Source organism: Pseudosulfitobacter pseudonitzschiae, from assembly GCF_900129395.1.
In the GTDB taxonomy this organism is placed as follows: domain Bacteria; phylum Pseudomonadota; class Alphaproteobacteria; order Rhodobacterales; family Rhodobacteraceae; genus Pseudosulfitobacter; species Pseudosulfitobacter pseudonitzschiae.
On the sequence record NZ_FQVP01000002.1, the window covers coordinates 510,128 to 524,354 of the forward strand.

General features: G+C 63.1%; 18 protein-coding genes. 2 read left to right on the forward strand and 16 right to left on the reverse strand.

The annotated features are described in order from the left end of the window. Positions 1-86: 86 nt before the first annotated feature. The 12 genes from BUC08_RS06775 to BUC08_RS06830 form a co-directional block, all read right to left on the reverse strand. Positions 87-1,055 (reverse strand): ABC transporter permease, encoded by a 969-nt coding sequence (locus BUC08_RS06775; RefSeq protein WP_037925156.1) that lies wholly within the window; start codon positions 1,053-1,055, stop codon positions 87-89. Between the two features lie 4 nt (positions 1,056-1,059). Then, complete coding sequence (locus BUC08_RS06780) at positions 1,060-2,190, reverse strand: ABC transporter permease (RefSeq protein WP_037925158.1); 1,131 nt, start codon at positions 2,188-2,190, stop codon at positions 1,060-1,062. Positions 2,191-2,284: 94 nt separating this feature from the next. Continuing rightward, the gene (locus BUC08_RS06785; protein ID WP_037925160.1) at positions 2,285-3,823 is read right to left on the reverse strand and encodes an ABC transporter ATP-binding protein; all 1,539 of its coding nucleotides are present in this window, start codon (positions 3,821-3,823) and stop codon (positions 2,285-2,287) included. 76 nt (positions 3,824-3,899) lie between these two features. Beyond that, positions 3,900-4,895, reverse strand: a complete 996-nt coding sequence (locus BUC08_RS06790; protein ID WP_037925163.1) for a BMP family lipoprotein — start codon at positions 4,893-4,895, stop codon at positions 3,900-3,902. Positions 4,896-5,085: 190 nt separating this feature from the next. Beyond that, entirely contained in the window at positions 5,086-5,481 is a 396-nt protein-coding gene (locus BUC08_RS06795) for a GNAT family N-acetyltransferase (protein WP_037925165.1), read from the reverse strand. Between the two features lie 11 nt (positions 5,482-5,492). Beyond that, complete coding sequence (gene tsaB, locus BUC08_RS06800; RefSeq protein WP_037925168.1) at positions 5,493-6,077, reverse strand: tRNA (adenosine(37)-N6)-threonylcarbamoyltransferase complex dimerization subunit type 1 TsaB; 585 nt, start codon at positions 6,075-6,077, stop codon at positions 5,493-5,495. An 82-nt stretch (positions 6,078-6,159) separates the two neighbouring features. Beyond that, complete coding sequence (locus BUC08_RS06805; RefSeq protein WP_028954825.1) at positions 6,160-6,723, reverse strand: NifU family protein; 564 nt, start codon at positions 6,721-6,723, stop codon at positions 6,160-6,162. An 87-nt stretch (positions 6,724-6,810) separates the two neighbouring features. After that, on the reverse strand, positions 6,811-7,560 hold the full coding sequence (locus BUC08_RS06810; RefSeq protein WP_037925170.1) for a trypsin-like peptidase domain-containing protein: 750 nt from the start codon (positions 7,558-7,560) through the stop codon (positions 6,811-6,813). Positions 7,561-7,616: 56 nt separating this feature from the next. Further along, complete coding sequence (locus BUC08_RS06815) at positions 7,617-8,072, reverse strand: universal stress protein (protein ID WP_037925600.1); 456 nt, start codon at positions 8,070-8,072, stop codon at positions 7,617-7,619. A gap of 57 nt (positions 8,073-8,129) precedes the next feature. Further along, entirely contained in the window at positions 8,130-8,729 is a 600-nt protein-coding gene (locus tag BUC08_RS06820; RefSeq protein WP_037925173.1) for a 2-hydroxychromene-2-carboxylate isomerase, read from the reverse strand. A gap of 4 nt (positions 8,730-8,733) precedes the next feature. Beyond that, complete coding sequence (locus tag BUC08_RS06825; protein ID WP_037925175.1) at positions 8,734-9,597, reverse strand: branched-chain amino acid aminotransferase; 864 nt, start codon at positions 9,595-9,597, stop codon at positions 8,734-8,736. A 68-nt stretch (positions 9,598-9,665) separates the two neighbouring features. Next, positions 9,666-9,917 carry a hypothetical protein gene (locus BUC08_RS06830; protein WP_037925178.1) on the reverse strand — a complete coding sequence of 84 codons (252 nt, stop codon included), beginning with the start codon at positions 9,915-9,917 and terminating at the stop codon, positions 9,666-9,668. Between the two features lie 157 nt (positions 9,918-10,074). Here BUC08_RS06830 and BUC08_RS06835 point away from each other — a divergent pair, with 157 nt between their 5' ends. Both BUC08_RS06835 and BUC08_RS06840 read left to right on the forward strand, forming a co-directional pair. Beyond that, entirely contained in the window at positions 10,075-10,812 is a 738-nt protein-coding gene (locus BUC08_RS06835) for a M48 family metallopeptidase (RefSeq protein WP_037925179.1), read from the forward strand. Positions 10,813-10,905: 93 nt separating this feature from the next. Next, positions 10,906-11,256 (forward strand): YigZ family protein, encoded by a 351-nt coding sequence (locus BUC08_RS06840; RefSeq protein WP_037925602.1) that lies wholly within the window; start codon positions 10,906-10,908, stop codon positions 11,254-11,256. Here BUC08_RS06840 and trhA read toward each other — a convergent pair. From trhA to rimO, 4 genes are all read right to left on the reverse strand, one after another. Then, the gene (trhA, locus tag BUC08_RS06845) at positions 11,253-11,879 is read right to left on the reverse strand and encodes a PAQR family membrane homeostasis protein TrhA (protein ID WP_037925182.1); all 627 of its coding nucleotides are present in this window, start codon (positions 11,877-11,879) and stop codon (positions 11,253-11,255) included. The two genes, BUC08_RS06840 and trhA, sit on opposite strands and share 4 nt — an antisense overlap. Positions 11,880-11,941: 62 nt before the next feature. Beyond that, on the reverse strand, positions 11,942-12,334 hold the full coding sequence (locus BUC08_RS06850; protein WP_037925603.1) for a thiol-disulfide oxidoreductase DCC family protein: 393 nt from the start codon (positions 12,332-12,334) through the stop codon (positions 11,942-11,944). 54 nt (positions 12,335-12,388) lie between these two features. Further along, complete coding sequence (locus BUC08_RS06855; RefSeq protein ID WP_224553270.1) at positions 12,389-12,751, reverse strand: hypothetical protein; 363 nt, start codon at positions 12,749-12,751, stop codon at positions 12,389-12,391. Between the two features lie 94 nt (positions 12,752-12,845). After that, the gene (gene rimO / locus BUC08_RS06860; protein WP_037925184.1) at positions 12,846-14,219 is read right to left on the reverse strand and encodes a 30S ribosomal protein S12 methylthiotransferase RimO; all 1,374 of its coding nucleotides are present in this window, start codon (positions 14,217-14,219) and stop codon (positions 12,846-12,848) included. Positions 14,220-14,227 lie beyond the last annotated feature (8 nt).

The window sequence follows — 14,227 nt, forward strand, 5'->3', positions numbered from 1 at the left end:
CACTACTTAGGACGTGCCGAGGGACGAAAGCAATATGCTACGCTGCAGCATGGAACATCAGGACTGATAAATTGCCAAAACTGGACCTACCGTTCTTTGACATAGGGTTCTCCGCCCGCGCGTGGCGGGTTTGCCCGGCCCACAAAACCCGCCAGAATGATCACTGTCATGATATAGGGCAGCGCACCCAGGAGTTGTCCCTGCATCCGCATTCCGGTCAGCGCGGTGATCACGTCGGGCCGTGTTTCCAGTGCGCCGAACAGGCCGAACAGCAGCGTCGCATACAGCGCATACCACGGCCGCCATTTGGCAAAGATCAGCGCCGCCAGCGCGATATAGCCGCGGCCTGCGGACATGTCCTTGACGAAACCGGCTTGGAGCGCGGTGGACAGATAGGCACCTGCGATCCCGCAGAGCACGCCACAGATCGCAACCGCAGCATAGCGCAGGCCCACCACCGACACGCCCGCGGTGTCCACCGCGGCGGGGTTTTCGCCCACGGCCCGCAGGCGCAGGCCGAAACGGGTGCGAAACAGCACGAACCAGGTCAGGGGCACGGCGGCAAAGGCCATGTAGACCAGGATGGAGTGGCCCGAGATTAACTCGGCATAGATCGGTCCCACAAAGGGCACATCGGCCACCGCATCGGCAAAGGGCAGGGTGATCGGCGTGAACCGCCCGCCGCCCATCAGAGATGGGGTGCGCCCGCCTTGCTGAAACCAGCTTTGCGCGATCAGCACCGTCAGCCCCGAGGCCAGAAAGTTGATCGCCACGCCGGAAATCAGCTGATTGCCACGAAAGGTGATCGAGGCGATGCCGTGCAAGGCGCTGAGCAGCAGCGAGGCGACAATACCTGCCAGCAGCCCCAGCCAGACCGACCCTGTGACGGCCGCCACAGCGGCGGAAAAGAACGCAGCGGCCAGCATCTTGCCCTCAAGGCCGATATCGAAAATGCCGGCACGTTCGCTGAAGAGGCCCGCAAGACAGGCCAGCAGCAGCGGAGTGGCCAGTCGCACGGTGCTGTCGAGCAGTTGGATCAGGGTCAGGAAATCCATGATGTTACTCCGCCGGCTCTACAGGTTTGCGTTCAGGCTTGGGGGTTCGGGCGCGGCGTGCAGCCAGGAACATCCGCTCCAGCGGCATCCGCACCATGTTGTCCAGCGCACCGGTGAACAGGATCACCAGCGCCTGGATCACCACGATCAATTCACGCGGGATCGTGGTCCACAGTGCCAGTTCCGCGCCGCCCTGGTAGAGAAAGCCGAACAGGATCGCGGCGATGAACACGCCAAAGGGATGGCTGCGGCCCATCAGGGCCACGGCGATGCCGATGAAACCGGCGCCTTCGACAGCGTTCAGCACCAGCCGTTCTGCTTCACCCATGACGTTGTTGATCGCCATCAACCCGGCCAGTCCCCCCGAAATGATCATCGTGACCATGGTGATCTTGAACGGTGAAATGCCTGCGTATTTCGCCGCACTCTCGGAATGACCATAAGCGCGCAGCTCGTACCCCAGACGGGTGCGCCAGATCAGCACCCAGACCAGCACACAGGCCAGCACGGCCACCAGCAAGGTGATGTTGGCGGGGGCGGCCTTGGAGAAGCTGATGCCAAAGGGGGCCAGCACGTCATGCAGTGTCGGCAGGTGTGTGCCTTCGGGGAAGCGGGCGGTGGCCGGGTCCATGCTGCCGCGCGGGCGCAGGACGTTCACAAGGATGTAGTTCAGCAGGGAGGCCGCGATAAAGTTGAACATGATCGTGGTGATCACGATATGGCTGCCCCGCTTGGCTTGCAGATAGGCGGGGATCGCGGCCCAGATCGCACCGAAGATGCCCGCCATGACAATTGCGCCCAGCAGTGCCAGCGACCAGTGCGGCCAGGGGATGTAAAGACAGGCCAGCGCCACGCCCAATCCGCCCAGGGCCGCCTGACCTTCGCCACCGATGTTGAACAACCGCGCGTGAAAGGCCACGGCGACCGCAAGGCCGGTGAACATGAAGTTGGTGGCGTAATAGAGCGTGTAGCCCCAGCCATAGGTCGACCCCAGCGCGCCCGACACCATCAGCTTGACGGCAGCAATCGGGTCTTCTCCGATAGCCAGGATCACCAGCGCCGAGATGATGGCGGCCAGGATCAGCGAAATCAGCGGCACGAGGATCACCTCGGCCCATTTGGGCATCACATCCATGGGGCGGCTCCTGTCTGGCGGGCGGGGTGCTGGGGGCGCTGCCCCTGTTCCTGCGGGATTCCCCCGGGATATGTGTGGCCAAAAGCACGTACGGTCATTGCGGGACCTCCATGCCGGCCATCAGCATGCCCAGTTCCTTTTCGTCAGTTTGTTCGGGCATGCGTTCGCCCATGATATGGCCGTCGAACATCACCGCGATGCGGTCTGAAAGCGAAAAGATTTCCTCAAGCTCGACCGAGACCAGCAGGATCGCCTTGCCCTGATCGCGCAGGGCCACAATTTGCTGGTGGATGAATTCGATGGCGCCGATGTCGACACCGCGCGTGGGCTGGCCCACCAGCAACAGGTCGGGGTTGCGTTCGATCTCGCGGGCGAGGACGATTTTTTGCTGGTTGCCACCCGAAAAGTTCTTGGCTGCCAGTTTAGGGTCCGGCGGACGCACGTCAAAGCGTTGCATCTTGGCCTCGGTGTCGGCGCGGATGGCTGCATTGTCCATCAGCGGGCCGGATTTATAGGCCGGATCGTGATGATAACCGAACGCCGTATTTTCCCACGCGTGAAAGTCCATGATCAGACCCTCGCGCTGGCGGTCCTCGGGCACATGTGCGATACCGCGCGCACGGCGTGACTGGCCGTCCGAGTGTTTGCCACTCAGATCAATGGGGTCGCCGTTCATCAGCACGGTGCCGGTGCCGCGCGCATAGCCGCCCAACAGTTCCAGCAGCTCGGACTGTCCGTTGCCCGCGACACCGGCGATGCCGACGATTTCGCCTGCGCGCACTTGCAAGTTGATGCCCTTGAGCCGTTCAACCCCAGGCTCGTCGGTGACATGCAGGTTCTGGATGTCCAGCACAACGTCGCCGGGGGCGGCGGGGGCCTTGTCGACGCGCAACAGCACCTTGCGGCCCACCATCAGCTCGGCCAACTGCTCGGGCGTGGTCTCTGCGGTCTTGACCGTGGCGGTCATTTGCCCGCGCCGCATGACGCTGACGGTGTCGGTGATTTCCATGATCTCGCGCAGCTTGTGGGTGATCAGGATGATCGTCTTGCCCTCTTCGCGCAGCCGTCCCAGGATGCGGAACAACTGGTCGGCCTCGGCGGGGGTCAGCACGCCGGTGGGTTCGTCCAGGATCAGGATATCGGCCTGCCGGTACAGCGCCTTGAGGATTTCCACACGCTGCTGCATCCCCACGCCCAGATCTTCGATCACGGCATCGGGGTTCACGTTCAGCCCGTATTCCTGCTCCAGCGCCACCAATTCCTTGCGGGCCTTGCCCAGCGAGGTGGTCAGCGACCAACCGTCCTCGGCGCCCAGAATGATGTTTTCCAGCACGGTAAAGTTTTCGACCAGCTTGAAATGCTGGAACACCATGCCGATGCCCGCTGTAATCGCGGCCTGGCTGTCGGGAATGTCGGTTTTGGTGCCACTGATGAAAATCTCGCCCGCGTCGGCTTTGTAAAAGCCGTAGAGGATGCTCATCAGGGTGGATTTGCCGGCACCGTTCTCGCCGATGATCCCGTGGATGGTGCCGGGCATCACGCGGATCGAGATGTCCTTGTTGGCCTGCACGGGGCCAAAGGCCTTGGATATGCCTTTGAGTTCAATCGCGGGGGCTACGGTGGTGGCAGGCATGACTGGCGAACCCTTTGTCTTGCGAAAGGGCCGCGCCAGTTGAAATGGCGCGGCCCGGTGTTTTCAGAGGACAGGATCAGAACGACAGTGCAGGGCAGCTGTCGTCGGATGTGTAATCGTGCACGACGATGTCACCCGCAGCGATCGAAGCTGCAGCCGCGTCCACCGGTGTTTTCATCTCTTCGGTCACCAGCTCTGCGTTGTTTTCATCCATCGCATAGCCGACGCCGCCGTTGGCCAGATCCAGAATCTGAACCCCACCTTCCAGAGCGTCGCCCGCCTTCATCGACTCGTATACGGCCACGTCCACGCGTTTCAGCATCGATGTCAGGACCTTGCCGGGGTGCAGGTGGTTCTGGTTGCTGTCGACGCCGATGGACAGGATGCCTTCGTCGGCTGCGGTTTGCAGAACGCCCACGCCGGTGCCGCCCGCCGCGGCATAGACCACGTCAGCGCCCTGGCTGATCTGCGCCTTGGTCAGCTCGGACCCTTTCACAGGGTCGTTCCACGCAGCCGGTGTGGTGCCGGTCATGTTCGAGATGATGGTTGCATCGGGGTTCACGGCCTTGACACCCTGGGCGTAGCCACAGGCGAACTTGCGGATCAGCGGGATGTCCATGCCGCCGATAAAGCCGACCGTGCCGGTTTTCGAGGCTTCAGCCGCCAACATGCCGACCAGGTAAGACCCTTCGTGCTCGGTAAAGCCGATGACCTTGACGTTGGGCGCATCGACCCAGCCATCAATCGTCACGAATGTGGTGTCGGGATAGTCGGGTGCCACAACTTCCAGCGCGCTGGAGAAGGCGAAGCCGGTGGTGATCACCGGATTGGCGCCCGATTCTGCAAAGCGGCGCAGGGCCTGCTCGCGTTGTGCTTCGGACTGCATTTCAATCTCGCGGAACGTGCCACCGGTCTCTTCGGCCCAACGTTGCGCACCGGCAAAGGCGGCTTCGTTGAAGGATTTGTCGAATTTGCCACCCAGGTCATAGACCAGCGCGGGTTCAGCAAAGGCGGCACCGGCGGTCAGGGCCAGCCCGGCAGCGGCGCCCAGAAATTTTTGCATAAGGGTCATGTGGTATCTCCCATTTTTCATGTTTGGAGCCTGCCGCCCGTTGGGAAGCGGAGCCCAGTGCCCGTGCATTTCTGTGTGCATCGCAGGCAGATCAGATTGATCAGATGCAAATAAGGCCGCAGCGTTGGTGCCGGGTCAACCGCTTTTTCTGTCGATGGGGGCGGATTCAGGGGGCTGACCTAAGGTGAACTCAACCGAGCGGCGCGCGCATAAGCACCGCATCCACAGCGGCCGCCCCCGCACGCAGGTAATAGCCGGCGCGCCGCCCTGCGGGTGCGAAACCGCATGCGCTGTAAAGGGCGCGCGCAGGGGCGTTGTCCGCTGCAACTTCGAGAAAGGCATCCGCCGCAGTTTCGGCAGCCTGCGCCATCCAAAGCGTCATCAACCTGCGACCGATTCCCGTGCCTTGGTGGTCAGGGTGCACTGCAATGGTGAGCAATTCGGCTTCGCCCGCGACGACCCGCACAAGGGCAAAGCCGTGGGGCTGCATGGTGGCAAAGACATAGGGGCTGTCGAGCAGCGTGGCGAATTCCGCCTCGGTCCAGGGCCGCGCGTCGGTAAAGGCGGCGGCGTGGATATGGGCCATGTCCTGTGGGGTCACGGTGCGTCGGACGGCAGGATCACTGGCGGCACGTCGCGACCCGGCGCGGCGTCGGCCGGGCGCAGGTAATAGGGGGCAGGCGGCGGCGCGCTTTGCGGATAGAGGCCCGCGGCATGGCTGGCGATGGCACGGGCCAGATCGGCCGGCGCGGGATCGGCGGGCAGGGTGGTGCCGTCAGCCTCAAGCTGCGCGCGCGTGACCAAAGCGGGGCCGTCCGCCTGCATCACGTACACCGATTCGCGCGGGGCGGGCACGCAGAGAGGATGGGCTTGCAGGTCTTTGCGCTGCTCAAACCCGGTGACACCATAGGCAGGCACGTCCAGTCCCAGCGCCAGACCACGCGCGGCAGAGACGCCGATGCGGATGCCCGTGAAATTGCCCGGCCCGACACCAACGCCAAGCGCATCCAGATCGCGCCATCCCAGATCGTGACGGGCGAGCAGTTCTTGCAGCAAACCCATCAGGCGCTCGGCCTGTCCGCGGGTCATTTCCTCGGCCACCGCCTCGACCACGGCCCCATTCGACCACAGGGCGGCGGCGCACCACGCGCCCGAAGTGTCAAAGCCCAGGACGACGCTCATGCCAGGGCACCGGGCAGTGCAGAAAAGCACAGGGCGCCGCAAATGCAGCGCCCGCTAAAACTTGAAGTATCAGGCACGAAGATCAGACCGCGACGGGGCGCACTTCGGTGACTTCGGGGATGTAATGGCGCAGCAGGTTTTCGATGCCCATTTTCAGCGTCAGCGTGGACGACGGGCAACCGGCACAGGCGCCTTGCATGTGCAGGTAAACAACCCCGCGGTCAAAGCCGTGGAAGGTGATGTCGCCGCCATCCTGCGCCACGGCAGGGCGCACGCGGCTGTCCAGCAGTTCCTTGATCTGGCCGACGATCGCCCCGTCTTCACCGGAATGCTCGGCATGGCCGGATGCGGGCGCGTGGCCCTCGTCCATGACCGCATCGCCGGACTGGTAATGTTCCATGATCGCGCCCAGAACGCCGGGTTTCATATGATCCCATTCGGTCGCGTCATCCTTGGTCACGGTGACAAAGTCGGTGCCAAAGAACACGCCTGTCACACCTGACACGGCAAAGATGCGTTGTGCCAGAGGCGACTTGGCCGCGGCATCCGCCGTCGGGAAGTCAGCCGTACCCATGTCCAGAACGGTCTGGCCGGGCAGGAACTTCAGTGTCGCAGGGTTCGGCGTCGATTCGGTTTGGATGAACATGGCAAGCGCTCCTCGTGGGCTGTTACACCTGATATGCGGATCATGGGGCCGCAAGTCAAGGTTTGGAACGATTCTAAACTGTATCGCCTAGCGGCACATCACGCCGGTCAGGGCCTGTGCCGGGTCATTCTCGGTTGCATCCAGCCCGCTGGCCGGTTCTCGAAAGCTGATATCGGCGCTGTCCAGGAACGCGGGCAGACCTGCGGTGCCAACAACGGCAGCAAGCTTGCGCAATCCCTTGGCCTGGGCCTCGGTCGCGCCTTGCAAGGTCAACGGGCCTGCGACGAGGCCAATCACATGATCCTGCGCGTCCAGTACGGGCGCACCGATATTGCGCTTTTTGGCGGGAATTTGCGCGATCATCTGGCCGGTGGCCTCGATCTGCCCTAACAGGCGCACCTCGGACCGTTTGGCTTCAGCGTCTTTCCAGCCATCCTTGGTCACGCCCAGAACAGTGATCTTGCCGGTGTCGCCGATGCTGTCGTCGCTGATGGTCAACCAGTGCGCGGAATGCCGCGTGCTGGTCAGAACCGCCAGCCCCGCGTCAGCATCCTGTGCCACCACTTCCACGGGCGTGCCATCCGGCAACCGCAGCCCTGCGTCGCCGCAATGATCCAGGGTGTTCTGCGCCGTGACAAAGTCCGTTTCGTTGACGTAGAACCCGACGCCCGCGCGGCGGGTCTGGCCCTTGGCGTCATCCGCTTCGACCATCGTGTCGGGGCTGTCGGGTTGCTGTGTTTGCGCCTGTAGCGCGCGCACCAGATCGTCAGTGCCTGACGCCCAGGCAAATCCAAGCGGACAAAGCAGGAAAAGGACGGTGGGGAAAAGCTGTTTCATAGCAAGCACGCTATGCCGGTGCGGGGCGGCGCACAACGCACATCCGCGCGAGCGCTTCAGGTGATGGCTTCCAGCTTTTCCTTGCTGAGGTCGCCGGGCACGATGGTGATCGGAATGGGCAGGGAGGCGGCATTGCGCGACAGCTGCATGACCAGCGGGCCGGGGCCTTTCTTGTCCGTGCCTGCCCCCAGAACCAGAACGCCGATTTCCGGGTCTTCGGTGATCTGGGCGATGATCTCGTCCGCGGCCTGACCGTTGCGAATGACCAGCTCGGGATTCACGCCTTGCTTGTCACGCATCCACTTGGCGAACACTTCGAAATGCGCCTCGATCCGCTCGCGGGCCTCTTCGCGCATGATGTCGCCAACGCCGATCCAGTGGTTGAATTCGTCCGGCGGGATCACCGACAACACGGCCACGCCGCCGCCGGTCTTGGCGGCACGCATGGCGGCAAAGCGCATGGCGTTCAGACATTCGCGGCTGTCATCCAGCACCACCAGAAATTTGCGCATCACGTCCTCCGTTTCATCGCGCAGCATGGCGCAAGGCGGGGCGGCGCGCAATGTCGATCAGTCACCACCCGCAGCCTCGGTCAGCGCCATGTCCATCCGGTCGTGGCCCCAGAACAGTTCGGTCCCGACGGTAAAGCTGGGTGCGCCAAAGATGCCGCGTGCGATGGCGTCATCGGTCAGTGCGCGCAGGGCCTGCTTGGCCTCGGGCGTACCTGCGCTGTCGATGATGGTTGCGGCTTCCTGTCCCAGCGCCTGCAACACCGGCCCGATCACGTCCGCAGCGCCGATGTCCAGATCCTCGGCAAAGTTGGCGGAGTAAACCGCGCGGACAAAATCCCCGATCCAGTCCGCGTCCGCATGGGCCGCACAAATGCGGGCCGCCAGCATACTGCCACGCGGGAAGGTTGACGGCTTGTGCAGGGGCAGGGCGGCGGCGGCACAGATGCGTTCCATGTCGCGCCACATATAGGCGCCCTTGACCGGGTAGAGGTTGAACGGCGAATCCGTCATGCCCTGTGCGCCGAACACCGGTCCCAGCAGGAAGGGTTTCCAGACCAGTGGCACGCCACGTGCGGCACAGGCCGCCTCGACCTGCATGGCGGCGGGATAGCTGTAGGTGCTGGCAAATTCGAACCAGAATTCAAGCGGTTTGGTCATGGTGTTACCTTTCGGATGCGGCCCAGTCCCAATACAGCTGGCGGGCGCGCCGGGTGACGGGGCCGATCTGGTACTGGGTGTCGTCAAAGGCGGTCACGGGCGTGACTTTCATCATGTTGCCGCTCAGGAACACTTCGTCAGCGTCGTGAAAGTCGTCAAAGCCTAGTACGGTTTCGTGCACGGTCACGCCGTCGGCGCGCAGGTTGCTGATGTGGCGTGCCCGCGTGATGCCCGACAGAAAGGTGCCATTGGGCACCGGTGTGAACACCTCGCCGTCGCGGACCATGAACACGTTGGCGGTGGCTGTTTCGGCCACATTGCCCAAGGCATCGGCGACCAGCGCATTGCCGAACCCTTTGGATTTCGCCTCGGCCAGCATCCGCGCGTTGTTGGGGTACAGGCACCCCGCCTTGGCATTCACCACCGCGTCCTCCAGCACCGGACGACGGAACCGGGTCCGCGTCAGCGTGGTCGACGCCTCGGGCGCGGCCATAGGCACCTTTTCCAGACAGATCGCAAAGCCGGTTCCCTCGGGCAGCGGCACAATCCCCGAGGCATCACCGTCCAGCGCCCAATACATCGGGCGGATATAGACCGGATCGGCGGGATCATAAGCCTTCAGCCCTTCGCGCACGGCGGCAACCATGTCCTCGGTACTGACGGTGGGCGTGATCATCAGCGCCTTGGCCGACCGATTCACCCGGGCACAATGCGCTTCCAGGTCGGGGGTCATCCCGTCAAAGAACCGTGCGCCGTCGAACACCGTACTGCCCAGCCACGCGCCGTGGTCCGCAGCCTTCATCACCGGCACATCACCGTCGTGCCAGCGGCCTTCGAAAAATGTCCTGATCTCGGTTCCTATGGGCATCTTGCGCTCTCCTGAATATGGCAGGACGTTACCACCACAGGCCCGAGCGTCCAGCCTCAAAGCCGTGGTTACGTGCCGTCGCCCTTGCCGCTTTCGCGGATGGCATAGACGCCTTCGGGCAAGTCCAAAGCCGCCGACATATCGCGCACCTGCGCGTGGCTGAGCGTGATCTTCATGACCTGACCGGTGCGCGGGTCGAACTGTTCGACGGTCACGCATTCAGTGAATGTGTTGACGATCACATCCTCTTGCAGGGGCACACCGCCATCATCCACCAGGGTGATTACGGTCGAGTCGAATTCGTGTTCAATTGTAAACATACCCCGAGCCTAACCCTGCTGCGCGCACATGCAAGCGGTGATCTGCCCGCCGTGATCCCGGAGCCGTGATTGCAGCGCATCAGGGCTGGAAGCGCGCGACGGACCTGTTAAGTTAGGCCGCAAAGATTGCGGCCCGCGCGCCGCGCAAGTTGAGGGAATGAAACGCATGTTCAAGAAACTGGTGCAGGTTCTGGTGCCGTTGGCCTTGTTGGCCGCCTGTGACGTGCCCACAACGGTATCAGGCCCCGTGCAACAGACGAACGGGGCATCCGTCCGCACGTCCGGTGCGGACGAACTGCGCAACTCGGATCAGGCCGAGCGCGCCTTTGTGCAGGTGTTGCAGCGGCTTGAGCCGGTGGCCGAACGCGAATGTCGCAACCGCACAACCGGCGTGAACTGTGATTTCCGCATCGTTGTCGATGACCGTCCGGGCGAGCCTGCGAACGCCTACCAGACACTGGACAAGACAAACCGGCCGGTGATCGTTTTTACGCTCAAGCTTATTCAAGACGCCTATAACGTCGACGAAATCGCATTCGTGATGGGCCACGAGGCTGCGCACCACATTGCGGGCCATATTGCGCGCCAGCGTCAGAATGCGGTGGCGGGGGCTGTGATTTTTGCCGGGCTGGCGACGCTGACCGGCGGCGACGCGGGCGCAGTGGAATCGGCGCAGCGGCTGGGTGAACAGGTGGGCGCGCGGACCTACTCGAAAGAGTTCGAACTGGAAGCCGATGCGCTGGGCACCGTCATCACCCATCGTGCCGGCTATGACCCACTGCGCGGGGCCGAGTTCTTTACCCGCATTCCTGATCCCGGCAACCGTTTCCTGGGCACGCACCCGCCCAACGCGGCGCGTCTGGAAACAGTGCGGCGCACCGCTGCGGCGTTGTGAGTGTCTGAACGGTTACGTGTATCCCCAAACCGCAAATGAAGTGGCCGCCCACCGACAGTGGGCGGCGGCACGGCGCAGGCTGGTGCGGAACTGATGCGGTTGCTGGGGCAGATCCTGACCGACCGCGGTTCAAAATACGCGGTGTCGGGCGTGGCGGTCAGCAGCCGCGCCGACATTGATGCCGCGTTGAAACAGCTCAAGCGGGACAAATCCTATGCCAAGGCGACCCACAACACATGGGCGGCGCTGCTGACCGAGGGCGGGCCGATCAAAGGCGATGACGGCGAAGCCGGGGCGGGCATGGTGATCATCCGCATGTTGGAGCGCGAGGATCTTGCCGATCACCTGATTGTGGTAACGCGCTGGTATGGCGGCAAACATCTTGGCGGCGACCGGTTTCGCCATGTGCAGACCTGCGTGCGGGCCTACCTGGACGCGCTTTAGACGCTGAGCGCTATGGCCGCAAAGAAACAGCCCGAGGCGACCAGCACAAAGACATGCCACAGCGCCATCTGGAACCGGAATTCGCGCATGGCAAAGAACACCGCCCCCGCCGAATAGGTCAGCCCGCCCGACGCGACCAAAGCCATGGCGGCACCGCTCAGGCTGGACCACATCGGCCAGATCAGCAGCACGCTGGCCCAGCCCAAGGCAAGATACAGCGCCAGCGATCCACGCCCTTCCGTCGACCAGAACGACAGCTTGGCAATCGCGCCCCCCAAGGCTACCAGCCAGACGAAACCCAGCACCACATAGCCGGTGACCGATCCCAGAACGACAACGAGCGGCGTGTAGGTGCCCGCGATCTTCAGGTAAATCGCCGCATGATCCACGCGCGCCAGCACGGGCCGCGAGCGGTCCCATGGCAGCAGGTGATAGGCCGCGGAAGCCGCAAAGCCAAAGACCAGAACCGCCAGATAGACGCTGACCGAAGCCACGGTCACGGCCGGCGCGTGGGCCGTCACATGTCCCAGCAGGATCGCGGCGCCAATCAGCGATCCGGTCAGCCCGAGGACATGCACCGACCCGTCGGCAAGCGTTTCTGAAAAGGATCGTGGATAAGCCATGCGCCCAAACTAACGTGTTTCGGCCTGCAGGCTATGGCAGAAGTGTAACAACATCGTTGACGTTACTGGAGCTTGGCGGCTTTGCGCTCACGCGCCAGATGCCAGCGATACAGAACGGGCGCCAGCACACGGTCATACAACACCTCGGCCACGGGTTGCACCACCGGCCACGACACCACCCGCGCCAGCCAGCGAAACCGTGGCATATCCTGCCAGAGCAGAATGAACGCGGGGATGCCGGAATAGACCTGACCGTTCTTGCGCACATGCAACCGTTTGGCCGCGTCATCGGCGCTGACACCCCAGCTTGCCAGCGCATCGCTGTTCAGATCGTCAAAGCGAATGGGCAGGCCGTTGTCGCGGCTGTATTCGGCGTAATGGTCGATCTCGAACCGGCAGACGGGGCAGTCGCCGTTGTACAAAACGCAGGTGTCTTTTGTGGTGTTCTGTTCCATGACTTGAAGATAGGGCGCAAACCCGCCCCGCAACAGAGGACAAAGCCGCACAGTTCAGCGCGGCTTGTTTCCGTCGATCCAGCGCGACATCAGCTGCTTGTCCTTGAAGCATTCGCGCGGCACGTCCTGCCGTTTGATCCGTGCGATCCGCTCGGCAAAGGCGACCTGCTTGCCCGAGGGGTAGTTCGAAAACTTGCCCTCAACCGGCTTGACCTTATGCGCATCAATCCACGCCGACAGCGCCCGCCGGTCCCGCAAGGTGCCTTGCGGCAGATCCTTGCCCGTGCGCTTGGCGATGGCCATGGCATAGGCCACCTGCTTGTCTGTTGCAGGTTCGGGCGTGTTCAACGGCAGGTCGGATTGCACCGGAACAAACAGTCCGGGCAGGGCGGGTTCATAAACAGATGCATGGGCCATGACGGCGTTCCTTTGTTCCTGTTAAGAACAAAATAGAACAAAGGCGGAACATTTTCAAGAGGGGCGCGATTTTGCCCCCTTCACGTCATTTCGATCAGGCCAGGCGACCCCACAAATCGTACTCGCCCGCTTCGTCCACCTCGACGGTGACGATCTGGCCGGGTGTCAGCGCTTCGAACCCTTCGTCGATGAACAAGTTGCCGTCGATCTCGGGCGCGTCGGCCTTGGTCCGGCAGGTGGCGGCGTCGGCGTCCACCTCGTCCACGATCACGTCGATGCGCGTGCCGACTTTGGCTTCCAGCTTGGCCTCGGAAATGGCTTGCGCCTTTTCCATGAACCGGTCCCAGCGCTCTTGCTTGACCTCTGGGGCGACGTGATCGGGCAGGGCGTTCGACCGCGCGCCGTCCACGTTTTCGTATTGGAAACAGCCGACGCGATCCAGTTGCGCCTCGTCCATCCAGTCCAGCAGCGTCTGGAATTCGGCCTCGGTCTCGCCGGGGTAGCCGACGATAAAGGTCGAGCGCAAAACGATGTCGGGGCAGATATCGCGCCATTCCGCGATCCGGTCCAGCGTCGCCTCGGCCGCAGCGGGGCGGGCCATGCGTTTCAGCGTGTCCGGGTGCGCGTGCTGGAACGGGACGTCCAGATAGGGCAGCACCAGCCCGTCGGCCATCAGCGGGATCATCTCGCGCACATGCGGATAGGGATAGACGTAATGCAGGCGCACCCACGCGCCCAAGCTGCCAAGATCGCGGGCCAGCGTGGTGATCGGCTGTTCGGTCAACCCGCGCCGCACCTCGCGGTCCCAGTCGGTGCCATAGGCGGATGTGTCCTGGCTGATCACCAGCAGTTCCTGCACGCCTGCTTCGACCAGCTTTTCAGCCTCGCGCAGCACAGCCTTGTGCGGACGGCTGGCCAGGTGGCCGCGCATGTCGGGAATGATGCAGAACTTGCACTTGTGATTGCAGCCTTCGGAAATCTTCAGATAGCTGTAATGGCGCGGCGTCAGGCTGACGCCACTGGCGGGCAGCAGGTCGACAAAGGGATCGGGCGACGGCGGCACGGCGGCGTGCACAGCATCCAGAACCTGTTCGTATTGGTGCGGGCCGGTCACGGCCAGAACCTTGGGGTGCGCACCGGTGATATACTCGGGCTCTGCCCCCAGACATCCCGTCACGATCACCCGTCCGTTTTCGGACAAGGCCTCGCCGATCGCCTCAAGGCTTTCTGCCTTGGCGCTGTCCAGAAATCCGCAGGTGTTCACGATCACCGCATCCGCCCCGGAATAGTCGGGCGAAATCCCGTAGCCTTCGGCCCGCAACCGCGTGAGAATGCGTTCGGAATCCACCAGCGCCTTGGGGCAACCCAGGCTGACCATGCCGATAGACGGCTGGCCGGGGCGTGTCTTGCCATCCAGCCGGGCGGCGGGGGCGATGTCGGGGCGCAGATTGGGTGGGTTTGTGCTCATGATCGCTC